At 70.7% G+C, this 26,334-nt stretch carries 24 protein-coding genes; 14 read left to right on the plus strand and 10 right to left on the minus strand.

Annotated elements, in window-relative coordinates:
- Positions 1-468: hypothetical protein (locus tag VMS22_09715; protein ID HXJ34298.1), on the minus strand; the 468-nt coding region annotated here is incomplete at its 3' end.
- Positions 469-585: 117 nt separating this feature from the next.
- On the opposite strand from VMS22_09715, the gene VMS22_09720 reads away from it, so the two are divergent.
- Both VMS22_09720 and VMS22_09725 read left to right on the plus strand, forming a co-directional pair.
- The gene (locus VMS22_09720) at positions 586-1,344 is read left to right on the plus strand and encodes a hypothetical protein (protein HXJ34299.1); all 759 of its coding nucleotides are present in this window, start codon (positions 586-588) and stop codon (positions 1,342-1,344) included.
- Positions 1,345-1,349: 5 nt separating this feature from the next.
- Positions 1,350-2,261: an alpha/beta hydrolase gene (locus tag VMS22_09725; protein ID HXJ34300.1), complete on the plus strand. Its 912-nt coding sequence runs from the start codon at positions 1,350-1,352 to the stop codon at positions 2,259-2,261.
- On the opposite strand, the gene VMS22_09730 is transcribed toward VMS22_09725, so the two are convergent.
- Positions 2,262-2,678: a hypothetical protein gene (locus VMS22_09730; GenBank protein HXJ34301.1), complete on the minus strand. Its 417-nt coding sequence runs from the start codon at positions 2,676-2,678 to the stop codon at positions 2,262-2,264.
- Positions 2,679-2,900: 222 nt separating this feature from the next.
- Between VMS22_09730 and VMS22_09735 the strand changes: the two genes are divergently transcribed.
- Positions 2,901-3,968: a CAP domain-containing protein gene (locus VMS22_09735; GenBank protein ID HXJ34302.1), complete on the plus strand. Its 1,068-nt coding sequence runs from the start codon at positions 2,901-2,903 to the stop codon at positions 3,966-3,968.
- Positions 3,969-3,975: 7 nt separating this feature from the next.
- Here the strand turns inward: VMS22_09735 and VMS22_09740 are convergent, their stop codons facing one another.
- Complete coding sequence (locus VMS22_09740; GenBank protein ID HXJ34303.1) at positions 3,976-4,422, minus strand: hypothetical protein; 447 nt, start codon at positions 4,420-4,422, stop codon at positions 3,976-3,978.
- Between the two features lie 189 nt (positions 4,423-4,611).
- On the opposite strand from VMS22_09740, the gene VMS22_09745 reads away from it, so the two are divergent.
- From VMS22_09745 to VMS22_09755, 3 genes are all read left to right on the plus strand, one after another.
- Positions 4,612-5,310 carry a VIT1/CCC1 transporter family protein gene (locus VMS22_09745; GenBank protein ID HXJ34304.1) on the plus strand — a complete coding sequence of 233 codons (699 nt, stop codon included), beginning with the start codon at positions 4,612-4,614 and terminating at the stop codon, positions 5,308-5,310.
- 108 nt (positions 5,311-5,418) lie between these two features.
- Positions 5,419-6,966: a hypothetical protein gene (locus tag VMS22_09750; protein ID HXJ34305.1), complete on the plus strand. Its 1,548-nt coding sequence runs from the start codon at positions 5,419-5,421 to the stop codon at positions 6,964-6,966.
- 47 nt (positions 6,967-7,013) lie between these two features.
- Positions 7,014-7,796 carry an LssY C-terminal domain-containing protein gene (locus VMS22_09755; protein ID HXJ34306.1) on the plus strand — a complete coding sequence of 261 codons (783 nt, stop codon included), beginning with the start codon at positions 7,014-7,016 and terminating at the stop codon, positions 7,794-7,796.
- Between the two features lie 4 nt (positions 7,797-7,800).
- Here the strand turns inward: VMS22_09755 and VMS22_09760 are convergent, their stop codons facing one another.
- Both VMS22_09760 and VMS22_09765 read right to left on the minus strand, forming a co-directional pair.
- A complete protein-coding gene (locus VMS22_09760; protein HXJ34307.1) occupies positions 7,801-9,294 on the minus strand; it encodes a cytochrome c peroxidase in 1,494 nt (497 codons plus the stop codon).
- A 107-nt stretch (positions 9,295-9,401) separates the two neighbouring features.
- Positions 9,402-9,767: a hypothetical protein gene (locus VMS22_09765; protein HXJ34308.1), complete on the minus strand. Its 366-nt coding sequence runs from the start codon at positions 9,765-9,767 to the stop codon at positions 9,402-9,404.
- A 60-nt stretch (positions 9,768-9,827) separates the two neighbouring features.
- Here VMS22_09765 and VMS22_09770 point away from each other — a divergent pair, with 60 nt between their 5' ends.
- Positions 9,828-10,322, plus strand: coding sequence for an MmcQ/YjbR family DNA-binding protein (locus VMS22_09770; protein ID HXJ34309.1), 495 nt, complete (start codon positions 9,828-9,830; stop codon positions 10,320-10,322).
- 11 nt (positions 10,323-10,333) lie between these two features.
- Positions 10,334-11,818 carry a hypothetical protein gene (locus VMS22_09775; protein HXJ34310.1) on the plus strand — a complete coding sequence of 495 codons (1,485 nt, stop codon included), beginning with the start codon at positions 10,334-10,336 and terminating at the stop codon, positions 11,816-11,818.
- Positions 11,819-11,824: 6 nt separating this feature from the next.
- On the opposite strand, the gene VMS22_09780 is transcribed toward VMS22_09775, so the two are convergent.
- Positions 11,825-13,204, minus strand: coding sequence for a cytochrome P450 (locus VMS22_09780; GenBank protein HXJ34311.1), 1,380 nt, complete (start codon positions 13,202-13,204; stop codon positions 11,825-11,827).
- Positions 13,205-13,340: 136 nt separating this feature from the next.
- Here VMS22_09780 and VMS22_09785 point away from each other — a divergent pair, with 136 nt between their 5' ends.
- The 6 genes from VMS22_09785 (at position 13,341) to VMS22_09810 (ending at position 21,826) form a co-directional block, all read left to right on the plus strand.
- A complete protein-coding gene (locus tag VMS22_09785; GenBank protein ID HXJ34312.1) occupies positions 13,341-13,766 on the plus strand; it encodes a hypothetical protein in 426 nt (141 codons plus the stop codon).
- Positions 13,767-13,865: 99 nt separating this feature from the next.
- Entirely contained in the window at positions 13,866-15,191 is a 1,326-nt protein-coding gene (locus tag VMS22_09790; protein ID HXJ34313.1) for a hypothetical protein, read from the plus strand.
- A gap of 203 nt (positions 15,192-15,394) precedes the next feature.
- Positions 15,395-16,588 carry a hypothetical protein gene (locus tag VMS22_09795; protein ID HXJ34314.1) on the plus strand — a complete coding sequence of 398 codons (1,194 nt, stop codon included), beginning with the start codon at positions 15,395-15,397 and terminating at the stop codon, positions 16,586-16,588.
- A 20-nt stretch (positions 16,589-16,608) separates the two neighbouring features.
- The gene (locus VMS22_09800) at positions 16,609-17,715 is read left to right on the plus strand and encodes a hybrid sensor histidine kinase/response regulator (protein HXJ34315.1); all 1,107 of its coding nucleotides are present in this window, start codon (positions 16,609-16,611) and stop codon (positions 17,713-17,715) included.
- The gene (gene lnt / locus VMS22_09805; protein HXJ34316.1) at positions 17,712-19,208 is read left to right on the plus strand and encodes an apolipoprotein N-acyltransferase; all 1,497 of its coding nucleotides are present in this window, start codon (positions 17,712-17,714) and stop codon (positions 19,206-19,208) included. Before VMS22_09800 ends, lnt (VMS22_09805) begins: the two co-directional genes overlap by 4 nt.
- A 50-nt stretch (positions 19,209-19,258) precedes the next feature.
- The gene (locus VMS22_09810; protein ID HXJ34317.1) at positions 19,259-21,826 is read left to right on the plus strand and encodes an ATP-binding protein; all 2,568 of its coding nucleotides are present in this window, start codon (positions 19,259-19,261) and stop codon (positions 21,824-21,826) included.
- Positions 21,827-21,877: 51 nt separating this feature from the next.
- Here the strand turns inward: VMS22_09810 and lnt (VMS22_09815) are convergent, their stop codons facing one another.
- The 4 genes from lnt (VMS22_09815) to VMS22_09830 all read right to left on the minus strand — a co-directional run bounded on the left by lnt (VMS22_09815) (position 21,878) and on the right by VMS22_09830 (position 26,273).
- Positions 21,878-23,374 carry an apolipoprotein N-acyltransferase gene (gene lnt, locus VMS22_09815; GenBank protein HXJ34318.1) on the minus strand — a complete coding sequence of 499 codons (1,497 nt, stop codon included), beginning with the start codon at positions 23,372-23,374 and terminating at the stop codon, positions 21,878-21,880.
- 6 nt (positions 23,375-23,380) lie between these two features.
- A complete protein-coding gene (locus VMS22_09820; GenBank protein HXJ34319.1) occupies positions 23,381-24,133 on the minus strand; it encodes an ankyrin repeat domain-containing protein in 753 nt (250 codons plus the stop codon).
- Between the two features lie 53 nt (positions 24,134-24,186).
- Positions 24,187-25,512 (minus strand): pectin acetylesterase-family hydrolase, encoded by a 1,326-nt coding sequence (locus VMS22_09825; protein HXJ34320.1) that lies wholly within the window; start codon positions 25,510-25,512, stop codon positions 24,187-24,189.
- A gap of 77 nt (positions 25,513-25,589) precedes the next feature.
- Positions 25,590-26,273 carry a hypothetical protein gene (locus VMS22_09830; protein HXJ34321.1) on the minus strand — a complete coding sequence of 228 codons (684 nt, stop codon included), beginning with the start codon at positions 26,271-26,273 and terminating at the stop codon, positions 25,590-25,592.
- Positions 26,274-26,334: the final 61 nt, after the last annotated feature.

Below are 26,334 nucleotides of genomic sequence, written 5' to 3' on the forward strand. Positions count from 1 at the left end.
CCGCGCGCGCGCGAGCGCCAGCCACGGTCGGGCGGTCAGCTCGACCAGGAGCACGAACAGAAGCGCCACCGACAGGGCCGCCAGCACCTTGGCCGCGATCGACGCGATCCACTGCGCACGCATCATGGGCGCTTCAGTCGCGGGCAGCAGCCGGTCCGCAGCCCACACGATGGGCAGGACCAGGAGAGAAGTGCCCACCGGGTAGCGATTGTACGGCCGGCCATCCAGCAGGACGACGCCGTAGAAGGTGGGATCGATCGCGGTGCCGAACTCGGAGAGATCGAGGTCGCCGTCGTGGAGGAGGCTCAAGCTCGTCGGCACGATCAGCAGCGGGTCGGACGCGTTGGAGAGCGCCGGCGCGCTCGCGAGCCGGTAGAGGGCGCCGGTCGACACGAAGAGCACGAGCGCGGCGAGCGCGACGCGCCACCGCGTGCGTGCTCGCCGATCGCTTCCCGTCTCGTCGGTCACGGCGCCGTTGTATCGCGGGAGCCGTCGCGACGGGTCAAGCGTCGCGACGCGGCTTGTCGAGGTATGGCAACGCGGATAGAAGACCACGGTCCGGATCCTGCTCGAAGCGAAGGGGTGATGAGGCACGACGTCTCGCGGCGCACGTTCCTGATCGACGCGTCGCGCGCGATGCTGGCGCTCTGCGGCGCCTCGTTGCTGGGTATCGACACGGCGCTGGGGGATCCCGGGTCCTCGGGGATCGACGCGTGGCTCTCCCGCGTCCAGCGGTTGAGCGCCGGTGTGAAGCAGGGTGCGATCACGTCGCGCGTCTGGCGGCGGCGCCTCCAGCGCGTCACGGGACGCGTGCCGCTGGCCGACGTCCTTCGGGCGACGCACTTCGACAGCGTCGTCAAGTCGGTCGATCTGTTCGAGGGTGACGAGCCGCAGGAGCATCTCTCGCTCGTCCCGTCTCCGGGGCTCGAGGGATTCGCCTTCTCCGCGATCGTCTCGCACATCCGGCAGGGCTACGCCGTCGTGCCGCACGGCCATCACAACATGGTGAGCATGCATCTGATCCTCCAGGGCAGCGTTCACCTCCGGCAGTACGACCGCCTGCACGACGAGCCGATGCACCTCGTGCTCCGGCCCACGGTCGATCGCCTCTGCTCCCCCGGCGACACCTCGGCCATCTCCGCCGATCGTGGCAACGTGCACTGGTTTCGCGGCCTGACCGACTCCTTCGCGCTCATCATCGCCGCCTACGATCTCGACCCGATGGCGGAAGCAGCGGGGCGCGACTACGTCGATCCGCTGGCCGGCGAGGAACAACCCGGCGGGTCGATCCGGGTCCCGCGCGTCACGGAAGGGGAAGCGCGCCGGCGCTACCTCGCCTTCTGACCGCCATGACGACCCTCGACGATTGGCGCGCGGCGGGGAGGTGCTTCTCGCACGGTGGTCACGCGATCTTCCATCGTGTGACCGGCGACCCGGCCGCGCGTCCCGCCCTCGTGTGCATCCACGGCTTCCCGACTGCGTCGTGGGACTGGCATCTCGTCTGGGACGCCCTCTGCGAGCGCTTCGCGTGCGTCGTCGCCCTCGACATGCTGGGCTTCGGGTTCTCGGCGAAGCCCCATCCGCACGCGTACTCGATGGCCGAGCAGGCGGACGTCCACGAGGCGCTGCTCGCGCGACTCGGCATCCGTCGCGTGCACATCCTCGCGCACGACTACGGGGACACCGTGACCCAGGAGCTACTGGCCCGACACGAGGAGCGCCGCGCGCGTGGTGACGATGCGCTGGTCGTCGAGTCGGCGTGTCTGCTGAACGGCGGCCTCTTTCCGGAGACACACCGCGCGACACGGGTGCAGAAGCTGCTCGCGGGCCCCCTCGGCGCGGCGCTCGCGCGCCTGTCGAGCGAGAGCTCGTTCGGACGCAATCTCGCCGGCGTCTTCGGCCCGCGAACGAAGCCCAGCGCGCAGGATCTGCACGACTTCTGGCGCCTCACGGCCGAGAACGACGGCGCGCGCATCGCCCACGAGCTCATCGGCTACATGGAGGAGCGGCGCCGGAATCGTGAACGCTGGGTCGGGGTGCTGCAGACGACGGGGGTTCCGCTGCGCGTGATCGACGGTCCCGAGGATCCCGTCTCCGGGGCGCACATGGTGGATCGCTATCGGGAGCTGGTCCCGAATCCCGACGTCGTCCTGTTGCCGGGGATCGGCCACTACCCGCAGGTCGAGGATCCGGCGGGGCTCACGCGGGCGTTCCTCGAGTTCCACGACCGGCTTGGAACGCCGGGCAGGACCGGCTCCTAGTTAGCGGCCGCGATGACCGTGGTAGCCGGCCGGACGAGCGCCCGCGTAGCCACCGTATGGCCGATAGCCCGCCCGCGGGTAATAGGGCCGCCCGCCATAGTGCCCGCCGTAGTGCCCGCCGTAGTACCGCGGGTACGACCGCCCATAGAAGTACGAGCCGTAGATGTAGGGTCCGCTGTAGCCGTATCCGTATCCGTAGTAGGGGGCCGGATAGTAGGCGGGACCGTAGTAGACCGGCGGCACGTAGGCGACAGGCGGCGGGTAGTACGCCGGAGCCGCATACGGGTAGGGGTTGCCGAAGAAGAACCCGAACCCCGGGAGCCCGATTGCCACGGAGACGTTGTTGGCGTGGGCCGGAGCCGGCGCGGCCAGCACCACCGCCGCCAGCATCCCGATTCCAATGAGTGCGCTGCGCATCACCGATTCCTCCAGTGCCCCAAACACCACAGACGAGCAATAGGTTGCGCGCGAAATCTTCGGGGGACCCCCCGCGCGCGATCCGTGGCGAATGCTTCGGCGCCGGTCCGGGAGGGGGGAGGGCCTGGACGATCGGGCGTCGACGGGACATTCTGGGGCATGTCGGGCGGGCAAGGGGGGCTGTGCTTGCGACTTGGTGCAGACCCTGTCGTGCTGGAGCGGATGGCAAAGCCCGCGATCGTGGCCGCCCTCCTGGTGATCGGCCTCGCGATCCCGGCAGCGGCGGCCAATCCGTGCAAGGTCGCGTGCAAAAGCACCAAGAAGACCTGCATCGCGGCCGCGAACGGGGCGTTCGCGACCGCCAGGACGACCTGCGCGGCCCTCCCGACACCGCCCGAGCGCAGCACCTGCATGAAGGCGGCTCGCACCGACAGGGCGGGGGCGAAGAAGTCGTGCAAGCAGGCGTTCAAGGCGTGCGCCGCCGCATGTGGCAGCGGGGGCGGCGGCGGGGGGTCGGGTAACTGCAACGCGTCCGGCGCGAGCGACTGGCTCGCAGCCGTGAACCTCTACCGCAGCAACGCCGGGCTGCCGGCGGTCACCGAAGACCCGGCCCTCTCCGACGGCGACATGAAGCATGCGCAGTACACCGTGCGGAACGACGTGCTCGCCCACACCGAGGACCCGTCCAAACCGGCCTACACGCCCGAGGGCGCGACCGCGGCGAGCAAGAGCAACGTCGCCGCGTCGTCGACGGGCACGCTGTCCGAAACGGGACCGATCGACCTGTGGATGCGCGGCCCGTACCACGCCATCGGCATTCTCGATCCGCGCCTCGCGACGGTCGGCTTCGGTATCGCGCACGATTCCTCAGGCAACATCCAGAGCGCGGCTGCGCTCGACGTGCTCTCGGGACGCACCGGCCCCGACTCGACACCGTATCCGATCGTTTTCCCGGGCGACGGCTCGCAAGTGACGCTCGATCGCTACGACGGCACCGAGCTGCCGGACCCGCTGGCCGGCTGCGCCGGCTACAGCGCGCCGACGGGGCTTCCCCTCATCGTCCAGCTCCCCCACGGCGTGACGCCGACCGTGACGGCGTCGTCGTTCATGCGCGACGGCGCCGCCGTCGACCACTGCATCCTCCTCCCCAGCCCGGGCGACTCCCTCGACAATCGAAACGCGGTCGTCCTGATTCCGAAGGACGTCCTGCGGAAGGGCTCGGCCTACCAGGCGTCGCTCACGGCCGGCGGGCAGACGATCACCTGGTCGTTCACGCTCGCCTGCAAGTAGATCGGGATCAGCGCAGGAGCTGCCCCGGGGCCGGCGCACCGACGACCCAGTCGCGCGGCCAGCCGGCGGGCGTGCCGCCGTACCAGTATCCGTCGATCTCCTTCCACTTCTCGTCGGACTTGGCGAGCTCCGGGTTCACCAGGATCGCGTGCTGGTAGCCCTGCTCGATGTAGCTGAGCAGCGAGGCCGGCATCCCGTTCGCGCGGAGATCCTTCTCTTGCTGGGTCGTCAGGCGATAGATCGTCCCCGACCCGTCGATCTTGCCGAAGATCACGCCGAGGGGCGTTCCCATCTGGAGGAGGTTGTTGAGCTGCGGGACGGTGAGGAACTGCGGCGTCGGGCCGCCGGCCGCCGTTTTCCCCGAGGGTCCAGCTGCGCATCCCGCGGCGAACGCCGTGACGGCGAGTAGCGCGATCAGGAGACGCCCAGTTCTCAGCGACGACGCGTGCGCCATGATCCCCCCTTTTGTGTGACCGATGCCGGGTCCATGTAGTCGACCGTATTCTTGCTGTCGAGGGGTCGGGTCGGCCGTTCGGCACGCCGCCCAGCCTTGACGGACCGAACGCGACCGTCCTAGACGTGCACGCCTCGTGGCCGGCGCGCAGATCACGTCCAGCGCTCGTGTCATCGGCCACTGGGCGGCATGAGCGAGGTCGTCGCCGACGCCGGTGCCGCGGAGCTCGGTCGCATGGGGTGGCTGCGCGCGGCCGTGCTGGGAGCCGACGACGGCATCGTCTCGACCGCATCGCTGCTCGTGGGCATGGCCGCTGCGGGCGCCTCGTCACGAGCGCTGCTGACGGCGGGATTCGCCGGGCTGGTTGCGGGCGCTGCGTCGATGGCGGCGGGGGAGTACGTCTCGGTCAGCTCGCAGCGCGACCTCGAGGACGCCTTGATCGCGCGCCAGCGCGAAGAGCTGCAGAACCATCCGCACGTGGAGCTCGTCGAGCTCGCGGCGACCATCCAGGATCACGGCGTCGACGCGACGCTGGCCCGCCGCGTCGCCGGCCAGCTGATCACCGCCGATCCCGTCGGGGCCGTCGCGCGCGTCCGCTACGGGCTCACCGAGACGAACCGGGCGAACCCGCTCCAGGCGGCGTTGGCATCGGCCGCGTCGTTCGCGGCGGGTGCGATCGTTCCGCTGGGCGCTGCCTTCGCGGACGACGGGTGGCGCATGACGCTCGTGGTCGGTCTCGCGATGCTCGCGCTCGTCGTCTGCGGCGCCCTCGGCGCGCAAGCGGGAGGGGCATCGCGCGTGCGTGCCGCGCTGCGCGTGGTCGTGGGCGGGGGGCTCGCGATGGCGATCTCGGCTGGCGCGGGCCGGCTCGTCGGCATCTCGCTCTGATCGACGAAGGTCGAGGATCCGACGCGCGGAGCGTAGGGATCTGCGGCGGCGTGAACGTCTTGCGTCATCGCGCGCGGTGGGTGGATAGTCCCCGCCGGGGTCTCCATCGTGAAGAGCCTGATCCTGGTCGCAGCCATCGTTCTCGCCGCGGTACCGGCGCGCGCCGTGGACCCGACGGTCGAGGTCAATTTCGACGACTCGTACTGCGCGGTCCGGCCTTATCCCTTCCAGCTGGAGGAGACGATCCCGGCGACGCTTCGATACCTCATCGACGTCGGCAACGGCCGCAAGGCGTACTACTACGGCTGCGCGCAGTGGGACGGGTTCCTCTTCGGTCCGGCAGGCTTCGAGCAGGGTTTCATCGGGTACGGCGGTGTCATCGGCTTCGGCGAGGTAGGGCCCGGCTACATTCGGGCGTATGGCGAGGCATTGGCCGGCATCTCGCCCCATGCCTATCGCCCGCCCGGGTTCATCATGGCCAACAACCCCTACTATGCGACGGCCGCCCACATCGGAGGTGCGGCATTCGTCGACATGGTGACTCCGCCGCCGACCACTGCGGCTACCAACGCCGGCGACGCCTCGACGCTGAACTTCCGGCTCCGCCTCCGCTGCAACGAGACCTCCAACTACTTGACCCTCTACACCGACACGACCATCGCCGCGTTCTTCTTCACACCCGACGGATACGCGCAGAACCCGAAGTTCGGCTACTTCGACTCGCAGGTGAACCACACGGACGTCGTGCACGGGACGCTCCACTATCCGTGCCCCTTCGACATCCCGAAGACGGTCAACGTCAAGGTCGGCGAACCCATCGTGGTCCGGATGTCCATCGGCATCCTCGCCTCGGGCGGCGTCGTCTCGTACCTCTACGGTGGCGACTGGGATCAGTGGTCGGATGCGCTCAACACGGCGACCATGGAGATCACCGACACCGATGGCCATGCGGTCACGGGTGCGAGCGGGCACGTCTACGAGGCGCTCACGCTGCCGACCTACACGACGACAAGCACGTCGACGTCGACGTCGACCACGCTTCCGCCCGGACCCGACACCTGTGGCGATGGCGAGGTCGACGCCGGCGAGGACTGCGACTGTCCCGTGACGGACGACGAGATGTTGAAGGGCCTGGGCTGCACCGGGTCGTCCGTCATCCCGCCGCAGCAGCCGGCCTGCGTCCTCTGCCGCCAGTGTCACCTCCTGAACGTGCTCTGCGTCGACGCCTCGGTGACGACGACGAGCACGACCACGATCGCCGGCACGACGCTCGCGCCCGGCGCGACCACCACGACCACGCTCGACCCGGGCGCGGCGTGCACGGGCCTCACCGGAATTCCCCGCGCCGCGTGTCTGCTCGAGACGGCACTCGCAGCGCCGCTCTGCGGCGCCGAGACGATCCCGCCGAAGGTGGACAAGCAGCTTCGCGGCAGGCTCGTCACGGCGAAGACGCTGTTCGGGAATGCGTCCGGGAAATCGGGCAAGGCGCTCACGAAGCTGATGAAGCGCGCGCGGCGCTCTCTCGATGCGAGCGCGGCGAAGGCGACGAAGGCGGCGGGCGCGAAGAGCCCGAAGAAGAAGATCTCGACCGCGTGCGCGGCGACGATCGGGTCGATCGTCGGGGACGTCAAGGCAGAATTGCCTCCTGCGTCGTGACGCACCGGTTGCCTACCACGGCTGCGCTTCGTTAGGAGTGGACGACCGTGGCACGCCTCGCTCGCGCGCTCGCCGCCGTCGTCCTCGTCTGGGCGCTCCTCGCCTACGTCGTCCTGCCGGCGCTCTGGGAGCACCACGAGCACAATCCCGCCCTGGCCACGGCGCCCTACGTCACGCGGACGGGCGACGACATCCCCGGCGATCCCATCAACGTGGCGCTGATCGGCACGCAGACCGAGCTGATCTCGGCCATGGGAGCGGCGGGGTGGCACCCCGCCGACCCGATCACGCTACGCTCGAGCGTCGGGATCATCGAGAGCGTGCTCCTCGATCGCCGCGATCCCGACGCGCCCGTCAGCAACCTCTATCTCTTCGGCCGGCGCCAGGACCTCGCCTTCGAGCTGCCCGTCGGCACGAGCGCCCGCGAGCGCCATCACGTGCGTTTCTGGCGCGACGACGACATCAAGAGCGAGCGCCCGGTCTGGCTCGGCTCCGCGACCTTCGATCGTAGCGTCGGCCTCTCCCACCTGACGGGGCAGGTGACGCACCACATCGGCCCCGACATCGACGCGGAACGCGACGGTCTCCTCGCCGGGCTCGCCGCCGCGGGAAGGTTGGTCACGACCTACGAGGTCAGCGGCATCGGTCCCACGCTGAACGGACGCAACGGCGAGGGCGACCGCTACGTCACCGACGGCGAGATCGGGGTAGGGGTCCTGCGAGCCGTCGGCGACGCGGCATCGGCGCCGCCCGAGCGCCTCCCGAGCCCGGCCGCGGTCCAGGTGAAGAACCGCCTATGGGCCTGGCTGCGGACGCTCTTCGCCCGCTGACGCGTCAGTCGCAGCCTTCGAACTCCTGGAGCGGACGACCGCTCGGGACCGACGCCGGGATCTGGCGGCAGAAGTCGTCGACGCGCTCGTCGAAGAGCGCGTCGCGCACGAAGTCGACGAGCTCGTGGACCTCGTCCTTCGTTAGGAGGAGCGTCCGCCGCAGGCGCGCATCGATGCCGGCCGCGAGCATCGGCTCGGTTGGCCCCAGGTGGAGATCGGAAGGCACGCTGTTGCGTGCCGGGTCGTAGCGGCGGAGCGAGGTCCTCACGTCGAGGTGATGGCGGATCGCCGCTTCCAGCGTGTGGAAGGCGCCGTTGTGGAAGAACGCGGGCGCCTTCCTCAGATTGCGCAGTGGCGCGGTACGGAACATGTAGCGCACGGCCGGATCGCCCTCGGTCTGCTCGAAGCCGAAGTCCTCGTTCTCGCCCGGGCCGTCGAAGATCGTGTCCCCGGTGCCGACGCCGAACACGGGCGCGAGCTGCGGTCCTCCGATCCGGTGCGCCTGGAAGTCGCTGAACATCTCGTTCGACGGTCCGGCGACGGCGTGGCACGCGACGCACTTGGCTTTGCCGAAGAAGAGGAGTGCGCCGCGCTTCTGCTTCGCCGTCATCGCGCCCGTCTCCCCTCGGGCGAAGCGATCGAGCGGTGCATCGGCGGCGGTGAGGCTCGTCTGGAACTCGGCGATCGCGCGGCGCCGCATGTCGATCGTGATCGCACCGGGCGCGAGCGGTGCGCCGCCGCCGAACACGTCGCCGAACTTCTCGAGGTACGTGGGGATCGCGTTGAGACGCGCGTCGACGGCGGCCTGGATGGGGAAGTTGTGGAAGCCGGTCGCGTCAGGGGCGGGCAGGGTCTCGCCGAGACCGTCGTCGAACTGGAAGTGGCGCGGACCGAATGGTCCGGGATTCGCGGCGATGCCGTGGAACCCAGCCATCTCGACCAGCTCGGTCGACGGGAGCGAGCCCTGCGCCGCGAGGAGCGTCGGGACGCCCGTGACGATTCCCTCCGGCGGTGGGAAGCGGAAGCCGAGCGACGGATCGAAGGGATCGCCGGAGAGGGCGACGAACCGCGGTGTCCACATGAGCGCCGGATAGAAGGCCGTGTTCGCGATCATCGGCGAGCGCCGCTGATTGCGCGGGCCCGTCCGATGCGGCCCCACGACGCCGTTGCTCTGGACGCCGATGGCCATGGGCTGCGAGTCGCCGAATCCGAAGGCGGGCGCGTGGCAGCCGGCGCACGAGTTGTCGTCGTGCAGGCCGAGGATCTTGTCGAAGAAGAGGAGCCGTCCCAGATCCGCCAGCTTCGGATCGATCGGCCGGCCGAGGCGCGTCTCGAGGCTTTCCTGGATGCGCCCCGTGAAGCCGGCACGCTCGAGAGTCGTGGCGAGCAAGCGGTCGAGGTCCAGATCGTCGATCGCACGTGCGCCGCTGGCGTGGCCCACCAGCGCGACGACGAGCGGCAGGAGCACGTATCGGATGAAGCGGAAACGACGTGACATGGCTGGGGCGCGGCGGTCCGGGGGACCGTCGCACGGCTACCCACCGCCGTCAACGAAAATGTCGCCGAGGGCCGCGGAAGATTTCCCCGGCGAACAGCCCGTCGCCGCTACTGCGGACCTTTGCAGGTGCCGCGCTGCACGAGCTCGACGGTGTAGCGCTGCACGACGTCGCTCTGCCGCTCGTAGTCCTTGGCGCCGTACTTCTTGGCCGTCTCGCGCACGGTGCAGTCGCACAGGCGCCGGAACGCGTCGATCTGCGGCTCGAGCTGCTTGCGGAGCTCGGGCGTCATCTGGCGCTTCGGATCGATGCCCTGGTCGCGCTTGGTGTTTTCCCACGCTCCGTCGACGAGCGCATCGGTGCAGGCGCCGACGGCGTCGCGGATCGTGTTCGGCGTCCAGCCGTCCTTGTAGGTGTCGGACGCGAGCGCCGCCGACGCCGCCGCGAGCAGAAGAAGGACAAGGGCGCGACGCATGTGCGGCGTCTATCACGCCGCTCGACGACGTTGCGAGGGGTGGTGTACGAGTGGGTCCGCATGCCAACGCGTCCCCGAACTGCGAAGCGGAAGCGGTCGGCGCCGAAAGTCTCCCGCCACCCGAGAAAGCTGCCGAAGAGCAAGGCGGAGGCGGCTGCGATCGAGCGCCTGCGCGCGATCTGCCTCGCGCTGCCGGAGGCGACCGAGAAGATCGCATGGGGCGAGGCGACGTGGCGCGCGGGCAAGATCTTCGCGCAGATGGATACGCACCACCACGGCGCCGATCACGTCGCGGTGTGGCTGCCGGCGCGCCCCGGTGTGCAGGAGGGCCTCGTCGAGGAGGACCCGGAGCAGTTCTTCCGGCCGCCCTACGTGGGGCATCTCGGCTGGATCGGTATTCGCATCGATCGCAAGCCGGACTGGCGCATCATCGCGGGGCTGGTCGCCGACGCGTATCGCGAGGTGGCACCACCGCGCCTGGTTGCGCTGCTCGATGCGGATCGAAGCAAGCAGCCGCGTGGCTGGCGCGCCGGGTGGCTCGACGGCCGATCGTGAAGCGCCCCCGCATGAAGACCCCGACCCTCGAGTGGTCGCGGCAGCGCGGCTCGCTGCTGTTGCTGCTGCTCGGGCTCGCGGCCATCGGTGCCGCCGTCGCGATCGTCCTCGGGCGGGCGCCGGGACCGCTCCCGTCGATCACGATCACGGCCGGATCGCTGGCGACGACGCGTGCCGCCATGGCGCGCACGCTCGTCGCCGCGCTCGCGGCGCGCGGGCTGCATGCGCGTCTCGTCGAGACGTCGACGGCCGTCGAGGCGCTCGAGAAGGTCGACGGGGGCATCATCGACTTCGCGCTGGTCGCCGACTTCAGCAGTACGACGGGTCTCGAACACGTCCGCGAGGTGGCGCCGCTGTACGTGGAGGCGCTCCACCTGCTCGTGAAGAGCGAGCTGGCCGACGCGGCGAGCCGGAGCCTCGCCGCCCTGCGCGGTCACACGGTGGACATCGGGCCCGTCGAGGCTGCGAACGCGAAGCTTTCTCTGGCCGTTCTCGCCTTCGCCGGCATCACCCCCACGGACGCCCCGGACGGGAAGGGGTACGTCGCCCGCCACCTCGACCGCGACGAACTGCTCGTGCTCGCCGAGCGCGGCGATCCCGCCGTGTTGCCCGACGCCGTCACGCATCTCGGAACCGTGCCGTCGAAGATCGCGATCGACCTCGTGCGCGACGGTGGATATCGACTGGTGGCACTGCCGTTCGCGGAGGCGTTCCGACTGAACTCGCTCATCGCCGACGATGGTGGCAAGGACGACCTCGGCGGCGTCCAGCGCCAGCATCTCGTCGACACGGTGATTCCTGCCTTCATGTACGAGATCGATCCACCCATTCCCGCCGAGCCGCTGCACACCCTCGGTGCGCGGCTCCTCCTCACCGCGAACGACGCCGTATCGCCCGCCGTCGTCGAGCTCGTCCTCGACACGCTCTTCGGAACGCGGATCGCCCGCGTGGCGTACCCGCCGCTCGACCGCTCGGTGTTCGCAGTGGCGCCGCTTCTCGACCGCCACGCGGGGACGCTCGCGTACATCCGGCGCGACCAGCCGTTCGTCACCCAGGAGACCGTGAACAGCCTCAGCAACTACGTGAGCGTCATCGGACCGCTGGCGGGTGGGACGCTCTTTTTCTGGCAATGGGTCCGGCAGCGCGCGCAGAGGTCGCGCGACCGCATGTTCGGGTCCTATCTCCTGCGGACGGCCGACATCGAACGCCGGGTGTCCTCGCTCGAGCTGGCGGCGACACTCGAGCTCGAGCCGCTCGCCGCCCTCCAGCGCGAGGTGCTCGAGCTGAAGGCCGACGCGCTCCAGCGCTTCGCCGCGGGCGACCTCGGCAGCCAGACCGCCCTCACCGATCTGCTCATGCCGCTGAACGCCGTCCGCGACCACATCGGCGAGCTCATCCTGCACGTCCGCGAGAACCTCGAGCAACAGGCCGAAGCCGAGGGACGCTCGGCGACGGCTCTCTGGAAGGACGCGATCAAGCCGGACGAGCCGACCTGAGGGGATCTAGCTCACGCGCCGCTGCGCCGCGGGCTCGATCCGCGTGACGCGCATCGCGACGCCGCCGCGCGGTCGCAATGTGAGATGTGGCTCGGGCTCGACGATCGCGGCTGGATCGGCGAGCGTCAGCCGATAGCGCTGGAGCGTCATCGCGGCGATGAGCTGCGCTTCCATCAGCGCGAAGGCCTCGCCGATGCAGAGGCGCGGCCCGCCGCTGAACGGAAAGTACGCGAAGCGCGGCCGATTGCGCTCGACGCCAGGGCGGAAGCGCTCAGGGTCGTATCGCTCGGGATCGGGCCAGAAGTCTGGATGGCGATGCGTGACCCACGGCGAGAGGTTCACGAGCGCGCCGGCCGGGATGTCGTAGCCGCCGATCTCGTCGGGGCCGATCGTCTGGCGGCCGATGCCCCACACGGGCGGGTAGAGACGCATCGCCTCCTCGACCACCATGCGCGCCATCGGAAGCCGCGGCAGATCCGCGAGCGTCGGCGCGCGATCGCCCAGCACGGAGAGCACCTCGGCGCGCGCCTGCTCGGCGATCTCGGGATGCCGGGCGAGGAGATACCAGGTCCAGGAGAGCGCGACGGCGGTCGTCTCGTGACCGGCGAGCAGGAACGTCATCACCTCGTCGCGGAGCTGGCGGCGGCTCATGGTCTCGCCGGTCTCCTCGTCGCGCGCCGCCATCAGCATGCCGAGGAGATCGGCGCCCTGGTGCCGCGCGCGGCGTCGACCGTCGATGATGTCGTAGACGACGGCGTCGAGCGTGGCGATCGCGCGACGGAACGCGCGATTGCGCGCCGACGGCCACCAGATGGGCGACACCACGTACGACATCGCCCGGTGCGCGGTGACTTCGAGAGCGACGGCCAGCGCGCGTCCCGCTTCGCGGGCCTCGCCCGAGAGGTCGCGTCCGAAGAGCGTCTCGCCCACGACGGTCAGCGTGAGCGCGTTCATCTCGGCGAGGATGTCGAGCGTCTCGCCGCGCCGAGCCGGCGTCACCCACCGTTCCAGGCGCTCGGCGGTGCAGCGCACCATGGTCGCGGCGAAGCCGGCGATGCGCTCGCGATGGAACGACGGCTGTGCGAGCCGCCGCTGGCGGCGCCAGAAGTCGCCCTCGCTCGTGAACAGCCCTTCGCCGATCAGCACCTTCACGCGGCCGATGACGGGCCCCTTCACGTAGTTCTGGTTGTTGTCCTGCAGGACGTGCTTCACCGCGTCGGGATGGTGCAGGAGGTAGATGCGGATGGGGCCCAGGCCGAGGCAGACGACGTCCCCGTACTCGCGCGCGAGCGCCGCGACGAAGGCGAGCGGGTCGCGGCGCATGACGCGCTCGGCGCCGAACGGCGTCCAGTACGACGGACCCGGCGGCCGGCGCTCGCTCCCCATCGCATCGAGTGTGTCAGCGGCCCGCTCGGCTCTCAAGCCGGGCGTCGTGCCCGAGGCATCGCGCCACCTGCATCGCGCTGAATCCGGCGTCCACGCGAGACGTCTCATCGACGGAGGGGAGAGAACGGAGACTGAAATGTCGAGGCGCATCGGGACGGTCGTGGTCGCAACCCTCGTCGCCGCCTGGATGGGTCTCGTCGCACCAGGAGCGGCGGGCGCCGCTGCGTCCGCGGGTCGGAGCGACCGGCATCACCGCGGGTCGTTCGACGACGGCCTCTCGGACTCCGACCTCTTCGCGCGACTCGACGCCAACCGCAACGGCAGCGTCAGCTGGGCGGAGTGGCGGCAGTTCGACACGGCCCCCGAGGCGCGGGCGGACTTCGAAGCGCTCGACACCGATCGTGACGAGCGGATCAATCGCGACGAATGGGCGTCGAACGTCGGTCGCACCCGCGTCGTCGTCCACCTGTTCACGTATCTCGACGCGCAGCGCGAGGAGCCCGCAGGGGCGAACGACGCCGACCGGACGCCGACGTCGGCGATCGTGTCGCTGACGTTCTGATGCGCCGGTGAGCCAGCGTCGGCGCGCGCGGACGAAGAGCAGTGGTCGCGGCCGTGGTGCAACCCGCCCCTCCTGTGTTACCGAACGCGGCGGTCCGCCATGTCGGAGCTCCGCATCGGACGCCCCACCGTCACCGCCGGCGGTGCCGGGCCGAGGACGACGACCGATGTCACCCTCGGGCCGTCGTCCCATCGCCTCTGGTACGAAGCCTCGACCGGCCCGATCGCGAGCGGATGCGAGCCGTTCGTCGCCGCGACGTTCGTGCCCGCACTCCGGGCCGCCACGAACGTGCGCCCCGCGCTGCCGATCTCGGGCCGCCTGCTGGCGAGCCTGCCGGACGTCGCGGACGTCCTGTGTGCGTGGGATCCCCTGTTCCGGCGCGTCGCGGTCGACGCCGAAGCCGCGCCCGTGGCGGCGACGGGCGACGATCGCGGCATCGGGTGCTTCTTCTCGTGCGGGGTCGATTCGTTCGACAGCGTACTGTCGCATCGCGACGAGATCACGGCGCTCGTCTTCGTGTACGCCTACGAGCCGCGGCTCCTCGATCCCGAGACCCGTGCGGCGCACATCCGGGTCGTCCGCAGCGCCGCCGCCGAGCTCGGGAAGCCCCTCATCGAGATCGACACCAACGTCTGGAGCTTCGCGGACTCCCACGTGTCGTTCCACCTGCACTACATCAGCTCGTTTCTCGCGAGCGTGGCGCTCCTGCTCGCGCCGCGGCTCCACAAGATCTACATCCCGTCGACCTGGAGCTACACGTCGCTCTTTCCGTGGGGGTCGCACCCGCTGCTCGACCCGCTCTGGAGCAGCGACGACATCGAGATCGTCCACGACGGCCTGGCGCGAATGCGGCCGCAGAAGGTGGCGCGCATTGCCGCGTCCGACACGGCGCTCCGCCACCTGCGCGTGTGCTACGCGAGCACCAAGCCCACCCTCAACTGCGGGCGCTGCGAGAAGTGCCTCCGCACCATGGCGGCGCTGCGCATGGCGGGCGCGCTCGGGCGGTGCACGACCTTCGACGTGCCGTTCGACGTCGACGCGCTTGCCGCGGTCTCCCCGGGGCCGGAGCTGCTGTACGCCTACCGCAACCTGCTGCGCCATCTGCACGCGACGGCCGACGACCCGCCGCTCGAGGCCGCGATCCGGCAGGTGATCGCCACGGGCGGCGAGGCGCCCGTCCTGGTCGAAGACCGCGCCCGCTACCTCGAGTATCAATGGAACCGCAACCGGGCCGCGCTCGCCGACGCGACCGCGCGGGCCGACGCCGCCGAAGCGCGCGCCGCCGAGCTCGAGCACCGCTTCGGCACGCTGCACCACCGCCTCGTCGAGCAGATCGACGCAGGTCTCCGGCGCTGGCCGCGCCTGCGGGCCGCCGTGCGCCGCATGGCGCTCCTCTTCGCGTCGCGCACGAAGCGGATCCAGTAGGGGTTCGCCGGCGCCCACGTGTGCCGTGTCGTGCGACGGCGCTGTGTCACTGTGTCAGCGTGCGTCGTGGCCCCTGCTGCGGCAGGTGCTCGCCCGCCCGCCAGGTCCCACGGAACCCGCACGTTTCCGCGTGGGGCGCACCGGTACGCAGCTTGCTCCCCGTCCTCTGCGCTCCGCACGCGCGGCGCGATCAGGAGCCGACGATGCGAAACCCACTCACCCACGCAGCCGCCATGCTGGCGATCGCCCTCGCCGTCGCCGGATCGTCACCGGCGAGCGCGGCCTACTGTGGGTGCGACAAACCGCCACCGGCCGCGAACGTCGCGGTGCGCCCGGACTTCAGCTACCCGGGCGCGGAGATCATCCTCTTCTCCCAGAGCTTCGAGCTCGGGAGCCGGTACACCGTCAACTTCTATCGGTTCCGCCGTCTGGGCGCGCTGCTGCGGCCGCGGCTCGACGCCAGCGCCTCCGCCACTGCCATCCGCGCCCGCGATCAGGGCGACTTCAATCCCCTCAACCCGGCGAATCCGCTCCCGCTCCGCACGCAGCTCCGCGTGAAGCTCCCGAAGAGGCTCCACTACGGGCCGTCGCGGATCGAGGTCGTGGATCCGCGCCGCCCCGGCGCGCCCGTCCTCACGATCAGCCAGGACGAGTTCACGGTCATCGGCAAGCCGATCGTGCTCTCGGAGACGATGTCGGACGTGGACGTCCCGTACACGACGGCCATGAGCCACGACGGCCACATCTTCTTCGCGTTCGACGTGCATCAGGTCCGCAACGAGACGCTCGTCGACGTACGCATGACCGAGGTGCTGCTGCCCCTCTTCGCGAGCGGCGTGACCGGCTGGAACATCCAGGGCTTCAACGTCGGCTCGCTCCGTGACGTTCCGGACGAGGCGAAGTTCGGCTGGCGCCTGTTCGACGCCAACGACGAGGACGCGTCGAACACCGGGAACGCGAGCCGCATCCGCTACTGGCGTCACGAGTTCAACACCTGGGAGAACGCCCACCACACCGGCGGCACGAAGGTGCAGGTCCCCGATGACGTCGACCACGACTACTGGCACGAGGACGGGACGCCGCACTTCGACCACGACCACATCGTGATCGCCGTCGACGTGAGCGAGCTCGATCCGGCACGCCTCCTGCGCGGCACGCGTCTCAACGCGATCCGCCTGCGCATCTCGACCATGCGCACGCCGAACCCGTACGCCACCGACCCGAACCCGACGAGCGGGAACTCGGGACCGGGCAGCCCGAACTCCGGACCCGGCAGCTCGAACTCGGGGCCGGGCTCGCCGAACAGCGGATCGCCCACCACGACCACGCCGACCGCCGGGACCGCAGACCGGTCGGACGGCGGGCTGATCCCGTCGATTCTCGATCCGATTCTCTGAAACCGGGGAGGGCAGGGGGGATGGCCCGCAAGCGCAGCACCGCCGCCGCCGACGCACGCACCGTCCTGGTCGTCGACGACCAGCCCGATACGCTCGATTCGGTCCGCCTGCTCCTCGAGCGTGAAGGCCACCGCGTTCTCACCGCCGCGAGCGGGCCCGAGTCGCTCGAGCTCCTCGGCGTCGAGCGCGTCCACGTGGCGCTCGTCGACTACCTGATGCCCCGCATGACGGGCGAGGAGCTGGTCGGCCACATCCGCGGGCTCGACCCGAGCATCCAGGTGATCCTGCAGACGGGCTACGCCGGCGAGAAGCCGCCGCGCGAGATGATGCGCCGGCTCGACATCCAGGGGTATCACGACAAGGCCGAGGGCCCCGAAAAGCTGCTCCTCTGGGTCGACGTCGCGATGAAGGCGCACGCGCAGCTGGAGAACGTGACGCGCGTCGAGCGCCTCAAGTCGGATCTTCTCACCAACGTCTCGCACGAGCTGCGCACCCCGCTCAACATCATGCTCGGCTACAGCGAGATGCTGATCGACGGAGCGTGCGGGCCGCAGACGCCGCAGTCGATCGAAGTGCTCGAGCGCATGCGCCGCAGCGCCGAGGCGCTGCGCGACATCGTGAACGACTGCCTCGACATGTCGCGGCTCGCGGCGGGCGAGATCGCCGTCCAGCTCGGGCGCGTGAGCCTGGAGAGCCTGCGCGAGGACGTCGAGCGCGCGGCGACCGGCCTTCTGCAAGATCGTCCAGTGTCGCTGCGCTGGGAGCTCGCCGGCGTGCCGGCGGTCGTGGCCGAGCGGTCGAAGCTCCGCATCGTCCTCTTCAACCTGCTCGTCACTGCGGCCAAGGCCACGTGCAACGAGGTCGCGATCCTGGCCGAGGAGTGCGGCGATCGCGTGCTCGTAGCGGTACAGGACGACGGTCCCGGCGCGGGCGAGCGGCCGCAGGACACCACCTTCGAGCCCTTCGTCCACGAGCCGACGACGGGCAAGGGTGGCTCGGGGCTCGGTCTCTCGATTGCGCGCGAGCTGGCGCTGCTCATGGGCGGCGACATCGAGGTCGCGAGCGCCCCGGGCGCCGGCCGCGTGTTCACCCTCAGCCTACAACGCGCGGCGCTCGCCGAGTCATGATCGTCTTCGCCGCGGCGGTGCTGTCCGCGGTCCTCTACGCGGCAGCCGTTCCTCCCTGGTCGCTGGATGTCCTGGCGCCGGTGGCGCTCGTGCCTCTGCTGCTCGCGCTCCGCGGCCGGCGCATGCTCGCCGGGTTCGGCGTCGGACTCGTGTTCGGGCTCACCTTCGCGGCCGCAACGACCTGGTGGGTGCCCGGCATGCTCGAGCGGTTCTTTCTCCTTTCGGAGACGTCGGCGGTGCTGGGAGCGGGCGGCATCTACCTCGCGGTGGCTGGACTGCCGTTCGCGCTCTTCGGCTACGGCGCGACGCGACTCCTCGTCGAGGGACGCCGCCCGCTCGCCTACGCCGGCATCCCGGCGCTCTGGGTCGCGGTCGAGCTGGCTCGCGCCAACGCCTTTACGGGCCTACCGTGGGAGCTGCTCGGTCACGCGTTCTATCGCCGGCTCGCGCTGATCCAGGTCGCGGAGCTGACGGGCGTCTATGGTTTGTCGTTTCTGTGCGCATGGACGGCGCTCGCCACGGCCGACTTGCTGCGACCGCTCGGTGCCGGCCGGCGTCCGGCGATCACCGCGCTCACCGTCGCGGGGCTCCTGTGGCTCGGGCTCGCGGGCTACGGCGCGTGGCGTCTCGCGGCGTTCTCGACGCCGCACGGGACGTCGATGCCGGTGGCGCTCGTGCAGGCGAACCGCGGCCCGGCGCGCCAGCCGTCGCGACTGCGGCGCACGGAGACGCTCGAGGCCTATCTGCGCCTGACGCGCAGCGGTCTCGCCGGACGCCGCCCCGAGCTGATCGTCTGGCCCGAGAACACTGCGAGCTTCTACCTCGACCGCGACGCGGAGCCGCTCGGCGCGCTGCGCTCGCTGTCCGACGAGACGGGTAGCGTCATCCTCGTCGGCGGCCCTCGCCAGGACGATGCGGCGGGCACGATGCACAACGCGGCCTACGCGATCGGTCGCGACGGCGTCCTCGGCAGCTACGACAAGATGCGCCTCGTGCCGTTCGCGGAGTACGCACCGGCGGGTCTCGATGCGCTCGCGGGTCCCACCGCGACGTTCGCGCCGGGGTTCGAAGCCATCCCGGTGCCCCACCCGCGGGGTCCGCTCGGCGTCCTCATCTGCTACGAAGTGCTCCACGCCGACGTGGCACGCGAGCTGGTCCGCCGCGGGGCGGAGCTCCTGGTCAACATCTCGAACGACGCCTGGGCCGATCCGGACGGCGCCGCCGAGGCGACGCAGACCTTTTCGATGGCCGTCTTCCGCGCGGTCGAGACGCGGCGGTGGGTGCTGCGCGCCGCCACCACCGGGATCTCGGGGTTCATCGCGCCGACCGGTCTCGTCGGCCCCGTGCTCGGCGCCGGCGTGGCGGACGTCCTGCCCGCCGACGTCACGCCGCTCTCCGGCGTCACGCCGTACGTCGTGGTCGGCGACCTCTTCGCCGAGGCGTGCGTGCTCGCGGCGCTGGTGGCCACACGCGCCGGACGGAGGCTCGCGTGACGCGACCCGACCGGCAAAGCGGGCGCCGCCCGTGGCACTGGGCGGTAGCGATGACCCTCGGGCTCGCGATCCTCGCCATCGCCGCCGCCGTGTCGATCGACGCCGTCGGCTGGTGGGGTCGGACGTTCCCCGGCTTCCTCGTCCTGCCGAACCGGCTGGTGCCGGTGGCGTCGCTTCCCGGATGGCCCACGCAGACGTCCGAGGCGCTCTTCCTGGCCGAGGTCGTCGCCGTCGACGGGCGCGCCGTGTCGGCCAACGGCGAGGTCTACGCCGACGTGGCTGCGCGACCGGCGGGCTCGCCCGTCGCGTACACGTTCCGTCGCGACGGCCGGACGTGGACCAGCACGATCGAGTCGCTCCCGTTCAGCGGCGGCGACGTGCTGCTGCTCTTCGGCGCCTTCGTCCTGAACGGGCTCGTCTTCGGGTTGATCGGCATCGCCGTGTGGCTCCTGCGACCCGATCTGCCGGCGTCTCGCGGTCTGCTCGCATTCGGGCTCACGACGGCGACCTTCATGCTCTCGGCGGCGGGCGTCTACGGCTCGACGCCCGGCATCCTGCGCATCCACATGGCCGCGGAGGCGTTCTTCCCGGCCGCGCTCGCGCATCTGGCGTTCGTCTTCCCTGCTCGTCGCGGCCAGGCGTGGCGGAGCTGGGCAATCGGGCTCGGCTGGGTGGTGTCGGCGGCCCTCGCGGTCGCGTCGCAGCTCGTGCTCTTCGACCTCCCGCAATCGCTGCGGCTCGGGAACCTCTGCTACCTGTACATCGGCCTCGTGGGCGTCGTGTTCGCCGCCCGCATGGCCGTCGCCTACCGCCGCGGCTCCGCGCTCGAGCGCAACAAGATCCGGGTCGTGATCCTGGCCGCCCTGCCGGGGGTCGTGTTTCCGGCCGTGCTGGTCGCGCTCTCCGGCGTCACGCGCGGCGCCCTGCCGGTGAACGCGGCCGCGTTCACGACCTTCCTCTTCCCGCTCGGCCTCGGCTACGCGACGCTCCGCCACGACCTGTTCGAGATCGACGCGGTGGTGCGGCGCCTGGTCCACTACACGATCCTCACGGCCCTCACGACCCTCCTCTGCCTGTTCATCATCGCCCTCACGACGGGCCTGCTGCGCGAGGCGGCGACGTCGCCGCTGCTTCCGCTCCACTTCGCGCTCGCCGTCGTGCTCCTGCTGATGCCGCTACGCGACCGCGTGCAGCGCGTGGTGGACCGCGTCTGTTTCCGGCCGACGTACAACGCGCGTCGCGTCCTGGAAGACACGAGCGCGGCGCTCGGCTCGGCGCTCGACGTCGAGGTGATCGCCGCGGTCGTGCTCGCGCGCACCGACGACGCCTTGAACGTCGAAGCCGCCGCCCTCTACCTCGCCGCCACCGACGGGAGCTATCGCGTCGCCGGCGGGCAGGGCGCACCGTGGGGCGAGGCGGCACCGGTCGCCCCCGAGGCGCCGATCGTGCGGCAGCTCGCGTCCGGCACCGTCGTGACCTGGTATGCCGATCCGGACGCCGTCGGCGGCGCGATTCCGCTCGGGACGCACGGTGCCGAGATCGTCGTCCCGATGCTGTTCGGGGACCGGCTGATCGGCTTCCTCGCCCTCGGCCCGCGGCGCTCGGGGAAGTACTACACCGCCGACGACGCGCAGTTCCTGCGCATGCTCGCGAACCAGACCGCGCTCTCGATCCGGCACGCCGAGGCGTACCAGGCGCTGCACGCGCTGACGCTGACGCTGGAGCAGAAGGTGGTCGAGCGAACCGCGGAGCTGGGACAGGCGAACACCGAGCTGCACGACTCGCTCGCGCGTCTCGGCGACGCCTACCGCGAGCTCGAGCAGAGCCAGGAGAACCTCGTGCGGGCGGAGAAGATGGCGACCCTCGGCCGCCTCGCCGCCGGCGTCGCGCACGAGGTCAGCACGCCGCTCGGCGCGACGCTGTCGAGCCTCAAGGTGGCGCGCGAGCTCATCGGCGAATATCGCGACGCGATCGGCGACACCTCGGTCACGCCGGCGGACCACCGCGAGATCGCGGGCGAGCTCGACGCCGTCGCGCAACGTGCGGAGCAATGGACGCAGAAGGCGGCGCAGTTCATCCTGGCCGTGAAGGCCCACACGCGCGGCTACGCCGCGGCCCCGACGTCGACGTTCGACGTCGGACAGGTGGTGCGCGACACCGAGGTTCTGCTGCGCCACGAGGTCCAGACCGCGGGCTGCGGCCTGCGCGTGTCGGGGGCGGCGAGCCTGCCACGCCTCCAGGGTGATCCGACCAAGCTCGGACAGGTGCTGACGAACCTCGTCAGCAACGGCGTCGACGCCTTCGAGGACGCGGGCCGGACGGGCGACATCGAGATCACGCTGGGCGTGGAAGCGAGCACGATCGTCGTCGCGGTGCGCGACCGTGGCTGTGGCATCGCACTCGAGCATCGCGCGCGCGTCTTCGAAGAGATGTTCACGACCAAGCCGCCCGGTCGCGGCACGGGTCTCGGGCTCGCCATCGTGCGCGACCTCGTGATGAACCACTTCGGCGGGACGGTCGAATTCGACTCCGTGCCCGGCGAGGGGACGACGTTCACGCTGCGCCTGCCGGCCGTGAGCGCCGAGGCGGACGCGGGCATCCGCCGCCCTGCGGCGTAGCGCGGCACCGGCGCCCCGATTGCGAGGGCCGCGACGGGCTGCCCACGCCGATCACCTCCGCACGGCGAAAGCCAGCACGACGAACGCGAGCGAGACCCACCCGACCCAGTCACCCCAGCGCGCGTAGACCGTCTCGCCCTCGAGCACCCGCACGGTGCCGCGCAACGTCGCCCGCGCGAGGAGATCGGTCCGGGCCACCGTACGGCCGTTCGGATCGACGATCGCGCTGACGCCGCTGTTCGTCGCCCGCACGAGGAAGCGCCGGTGCTCGACGGCGCGCAGGCGCGCCAGCGCCAGGTGGATCCACGGCTCCTGCGAATCGCCGAACCACGCGTCGTTCGCGAGCGCCACCAGGACGTGCGGCCGTGACGTGCGGACCATCCGGCGGACGAAGTCCGGCCGCGCGACCTCGTAGCAGATCGGCGTCGCGAGCCGCCACGATCCCAGGTGGAGCGCGGGCGTGTCGGTCGATGCGTCGAACGCCTGCACGTGCGGGAAGAGGCGCGCGAGGCCGGGCACGAGCCCCGCCATCGGCACGTACTCCGCGAACGGGATCAAGAGGTTCTTGTCGTAGACGTCGCGGATCATCCCGTCGGCGCCGACGAGCAGGGCCGAGTTGGTCGCGAGCCGCCGCCCGTCCTCCTCGCGAACCGAGCTGCCACCGAAGAGCAGCGGCACGGCGAGGTCCTGCAGCACGGGACGGCCCGACAGCGGCAGCGGCCGCCGCAGGCCGCGCACGTAGGCCGTCTCCGGCCACACGACGAGATCGACCGGACCCGCCGCGAGCAGCTCGCGCGTGAGGATCACGTGGGCCTCGTGCGTGCGCACGCTCTGCGTGCGCTTCTCCATGACGCCGAGGTTCGGCTGGACGAGCCCGACGGTGAAGGCGGGTGCCGCGGCCGCCGCGCGCTCGACGTCGGCGGTGCGCACGACTCCATAGCCGAAAACGGCGAACGCGGTCGCGACGGCGGCGAGCCACGTGCCGAGCGGCCGGGACCGGCGCCCGCGCCACCAGGCCCAGGTCTCGAAGCACGCCACGTTCGCGCCGCCCGCGAGCGCCGTCAGGAGAAGCGGCCCCCCGAGGTCGGCGGTCTGGACGAAGAGCGGCACGGGCATCAGCGCGGTGCCCGCGTTCACCGGAAAGAGCGCCGGTTGCAGCCACTCGAGCACGACGAGCGACGGCACGCCGGCCGTCGCGACCGACCACCCGCGCCGGCGGATCGCGCGGAACGCGGCCGCGTAGACGGCGAAGCCGGCCGCGAACCAGAGGCCGTACGCGAGCCAGAGCGCCGCGCCGGCCGTGCGGCTGCCTTCGAGGAAGGCGTCGACGAGGTACCATAGCCACGAGAAGCCGCCCGCGTACGCCGCGAGCCCGAAGACGAGGCCGAGGACGAGCGTGCGGCCGAGGCCCTCGTGCGCGACGGCGTCGAGCCCGCACCACAGCGGCACGAGGAAGACGAAGATACAGGGCCAGACGCCCCAGCCGATGTAGCCGAGGAAGTAGAGAACGCCACCCGCGACGGCGGCGACGATCGGCGTGGCGCGCATTCGGCGTCAGGGCGGCCCCGCGCGCAGACAGGGCTCGACGCCGGGCACGCTGCGCTCGCGCGCGGTACGGCCCTCCTGGTCGCGCAGCGTCGCGTCCGCGCCGTGCTCGAGGAGGAGCGTGGCCGTCGCCCCGAAGCCCTTCGCACACGCGACGATGAGCGGCGTGTCGCCGAACTGGTCGCGGACGTTCACGTCGGCCCCCGAGGCGAGGAGGAACGTCATCACGTCGGCGTGATCGCCGAGCACCGCATGGAAGAGGGGCGTGCGCTGCTGGCCGTCGCGGGCGTTCACGGCGGCGCCGCCCTCGACGAGGTAGCGGACCAGATCCAGCCGCCCGCCCTCGGCCGCGAAGCCGAGCGCCGTGCGACCGCCGACGTCGGGGTCGTCGAGGGGGGCACCCTTCTCGTGGAGCCATTGTACGAGCGCGAGGTCGCCGGCGTCCTTGGTGGCGAGCAGGACGCACCCGCGCTGCAGGTCGTCCTTCGCCTGGACGCTGGCGCCGAGCTCGAGGGCGCGCTCCAGCGTCGGGCGATCGCCGCGGCGGACGGCGTCGAGCAGGCGCTGGTCGATCGTGAAGGGCTGGGCCTTCCGGGGCTCGTCCATGCCCAGCGGACGGTGTGGCGCCGCCGGCGCCTGTAATGTCGTGGGCGGCGTGCGCGCCGGCGGCGCCACCGGCTCTCCGCCGCACGCGCCGGCGAGCGTGAGCGCGAGCAGCGCACGCGAGACGGACGCGGACGAGCGGATGCGCAATGATCTCATGCCGGCCGCGACGGGGGCATCGCCCCCGTTTCGGCCGGCGGCGCGTCGACTGGTCAGGCGCCGGCGAGCGCGTCGTTGATGAGCGGGCCGACGATCTGCATGCCCGGATCCTCGTCGTTGTAGTAGTTCTCGGGCTCGACGATCCGGCGCTGCTGGTTGCTGTTGATCCACCCGGCCAGGAACGTCTCGAACGGCGTGAAGCCGCTCGGGCACTTCCACGATTGCGTCCACGGCCACTCGAGCACCTCGTACCAGTACTTCTTGCGCACGGTCGGGCACGCGTGACTGCCGATGAAGGTGATGATCGAGACGCAGTGGCTGTCGTTGATCGGACGCTCCCACGGCACGTGGTAGCTCCAATTGGAGTACGCCTTGATCTGGTTGATGAGGTTCGTCTGGTCGGTGCGCCAGCGCGACAGCACCTGGGCCTTGGTGATGCCCGGGAAGAACCGCTCGTACGAGAAGCGCGAGAAGTTGTAGTCGCTCGAGTAGCCCGCGTACGCCATCTGGTCGCCCGGGAACTGCGTCGCCACGACGCCGTTGATGCTGCCGAAGTTGCTCTGGTTGAACGACGCCGGAAGCTGGTTGTAGAGCGACTGCAGGTTCCACGCGGTCTTGATGGTCTGGTGGAGCTGGTAGGAGCTGTAGCTCGAGTTCGGTGCCGGGAAGATCGGTCCGGAATCGTCGAGGAGATAGCCCTTGGTGGGATTGAGGGTTCGCCGCACCTGGTAGTAGCCCGCCGCGCTCGCGACGCCGCCGGCGCTGAAGCCGGTGACCAGGAGCTTGTTGATGGTCGGGAAGCGCGTGTGCAGGAAGTTCATCGCCGCCACCGTGTTGTTGTAGCCCACGTGGCGGAACACGATCGGCGGGTTCTGGCCCGTCGGATCGGTGTACGTGACGACGTTGTTGCCGACGTGCGTGTCGCCCGTGCAGTACGGCATGTAGACGACGTCCCAGCCGTTGGTGACGATCGGGTTCTTCGGCCGGCCCGGGATGCCCGGATCGGCGCCGTTCACGATCGGCGAGACGTACTGCGGCTCGAACGACGTGATGTAGTCGGCCGGGATGCCGTTCGGGTGCGCGGCCCCGAGGATGCCCGCCTGCCCGCTGCAGCTCGGGTAGTCCCAGCACGCTCCGCCGCCCTCGAACGAGATGACCATGTTGTTCGACGTCGGCGAGTCGTAGTACCAGAAGCGATACTGCGAGCCGTCGCTGCAGAACGTTCCCGGCAGCTCGACGCGCACCCAGGCGTAGGTGTTCCCGCCGTCGACCACGTCCTCGATGCCGATCGCCGCCGCGCCGCGCGGCAGCGTTGCCACGGCCAGGGCGATCGCCAGCAGCCCGGCCTTCCAACCTCGGACACCACGCCGATCGTTCATTCGTCGCACCCCCTCGAGGCTCACGCCTCGCGCGATGAATCGGTTTCGGGCCCGCTATCACGATCGCGTGCCGCTGATCAATGGAAATCTGCCGGGGGATCGGGCGGCACGGGCTGCCCGAACGCCTTCTGTTGCTCGAGCCAGTCGCGCCGCGCCGCCTCGTGGGCCTCCCGGCGCTCGTGCGCCTCCACGATCTGGCGCGGAATCTCCTCCAGGCGCGCCAGGTGCATCTCGATGGCGAGCTTGAGCAGTGCCACGTCGCGCTGCGGCAAGCGCTCGCCGTAGTCGTTCAACAGGAGGGTCGCCAGCTCGACGTAGTCGGACGAGAGCTTGTAGCGGTGGGCGTAGTAGGCATCGACCTCTCCCGCGGTCGCGGTGTTCGAGAGGACCTTCCCGTACTCGACGTTCCAGCGCTCGCGCTCGGCCTCGCGCGCCTCGAGGATGGCGGGATCCTTCGTGGGAACGGCCATTTTCCAGTAGATGTTGTCCGGCAGCTCGGCCTGTAGCGCGTTCAGGTCGACCGACGCCCACATGCGGGCCTGCGGATCGTCGAGCGGCGACGGCTCCTGCGGCTCGGCGGGTTCGTCCGGTCGCCGCGAAGGCGCATCGGCGCGGGCCGGGGGCTCCGCCGCCGCGGGCGCGTCGAATCGCGTGGGGCGCGTCGCCGTCCGCCCGCGAACGCGACTGCGAACCACGACGACGGCGATGAACGCCACCATCAACAGCGCCAGGCCGACGCCGAACCACGCCCGAGCGTGCATGGCGCGGGCTGTACCGCACGGCGGTCGCGCGGTTCAAGCGCTGACGAGCGTCCGGAAAGCG

The organism is Candidatus Eisenbacteria bacterium, assembly GCA_035577985.1.
GTDB lineage: Bacteria > Desulfobacterota > Binatia > DP-6 > DP-6 > DATJZY01.

What these genes read in the sequence shown, in the direction of transcription:
- VMS22_09720 (HXJ34299.1), top strand. Translation starts at nt 586, where the DNA reads ATGAGGCACGACGTCTCGCGGCGCACGTTCCTGATCGACGCGTCGCGC.
- VMS22_09725 (HXJ34300.1), top strand. Translation starts at nt 1,350, where the DNA reads ATGACGACCCTCGACGATTGGCGCGCGGCGGGGAGGTGCTTCTCGCAC.
- VMS22_09730 (HXJ34301.1), bottom strand. Translation starts at nt 2,678, where the DNA reads ATGCGCAGCGCACTCATTGGAATCGGGATGCTGGCGGCGGTGGTGCTG.
- VMS22_09735 (HXJ34302.1), top strand. Translation starts at nt 2,901, where the DNA reads ATGGCAAAGCCCGCGATCGTGGCCGCCCTCCTGGTGATCGGCCTCGCG.
- VMS22_09740 (HXJ34303.1), bottom strand. Translation starts at nt 4,422, where the DNA reads ATGGCGCACGCGTCGTCGCTGAGAACTGGGCGTCTCCTGATCGCGCTA.
- VMS22_09745 (HXJ34304.1), top strand. Translation starts at nt 4,612, where the DNA reads ATGAGCGAGGTCGTCGCCGACGCCGGTGCCGCGGAGCTCGGTCGCATG.
- VMS22_09760 (HXJ34307.1), bottom strand. Translation starts at nt 9,294, where the DNA reads ATGTCACGTCGTTTCCGCTTCATCCGATACGTGCTCCTGCCGCTCGTC.
- VMS22_09765 (HXJ34308.1), bottom strand. Translation starts at nt 9,767, where the DNA reads ATGCGTCGCGCCCTTGTCCTTCTTCTGCTCGCGGCGGCGTCGGCGGCG.
- VMS22_09770 (HXJ34309.1), top strand. Translation starts at nt 9,828, where the DNA reads ATGCCAACGCGTCCCCGAACTGCGAAGCGGAAGCGGTCGGCGCCGAAA.
- VMS22_09775 (HXJ34310.1), top strand. Translation starts at nt 10,334, where the DNA reads ATGAAGACCCCGACCCTCGAGTGGTCGCGGCAGCGCGGCTCGCTGCTG.
- VMS22_09780 (HXJ34311.1), bottom strand. Translation starts at nt 13,204, where the DNA reads ATGGGGAGCGAGCGCCGGCCGCCGGGTCCGTCGTACTGGACGCCGTTC.
- VMS22_09785 (HXJ34312.1), top strand. Translation starts at nt 13,341, where the DNA reads ATGTCGAGGCGCATCGGGACGGTCGTGGTCGCAACCCTCGTCGCCGCC.
- VMS22_09790 (HXJ34313.1), top strand. Translation starts at nt 13,866, where the DNA reads ATGTCGGAGCTCCGCATCGGACGCCCCACCGTCACCGCCGGCGGTGCC.
- VMS22_09795 (HXJ34314.1), top strand. Translation starts at nt 15,395, where the DNA reads ATGCGAAACCCACTCACCCACGCAGCCGCCATGCTGGCGATCGCCCTC.
- VMS22_09800 (HXJ34315.1), top strand. Translation starts at nt 16,609, where the DNA reads ATGGCCCGCAAGCGCAGCACCGCCGCCGCCGACGCACGCACCGTCCTG.
- lnt (HXJ34316.1), top strand. Translation starts at nt 17,712, where the DNA reads ATGATCGTCTTCGCCGCGGCGGTGCTGTCCGCGGTCCTCTACGCGGCA.
- VMS22_09810 (HXJ34317.1), top strand. Translation starts at nt 19,259, where the DNA reads ATGACCCTCGGGCTCGCGATCCTCGCCATCGCCGCCGCCGTGTCGATC.
- lnt (HXJ34318.1), bottom strand. Translation starts at nt 23,374, where the DNA reads ATGCGCGCCACGCCGATCGTCGCCGCCGTCGCGGGTGGCGTTCTCTAC.
- VMS22_09820 (HXJ34319.1), bottom strand. Translation starts at nt 24,133, where the DNA reads ATGAGATCATTGCGCATCCGCTCGTCCGCGTCCGTCTCGCGTGCGCTG.
- VMS22_09825 (HXJ34320.1), bottom strand. Translation starts at nt 25,512, where the DNA reads ATGAACGATCGGCGTGGTGTCCGAGGTTGGAAGGCCGGGCTGCTGGCG.
- VMS22_09830 (HXJ34321.1), bottom strand. Translation starts at nt 26,273, where the DNA reads ATGCACGCTCGGGCGTGGTTCGGCGTCGGCCTGGCGCTGTTGATGGTG.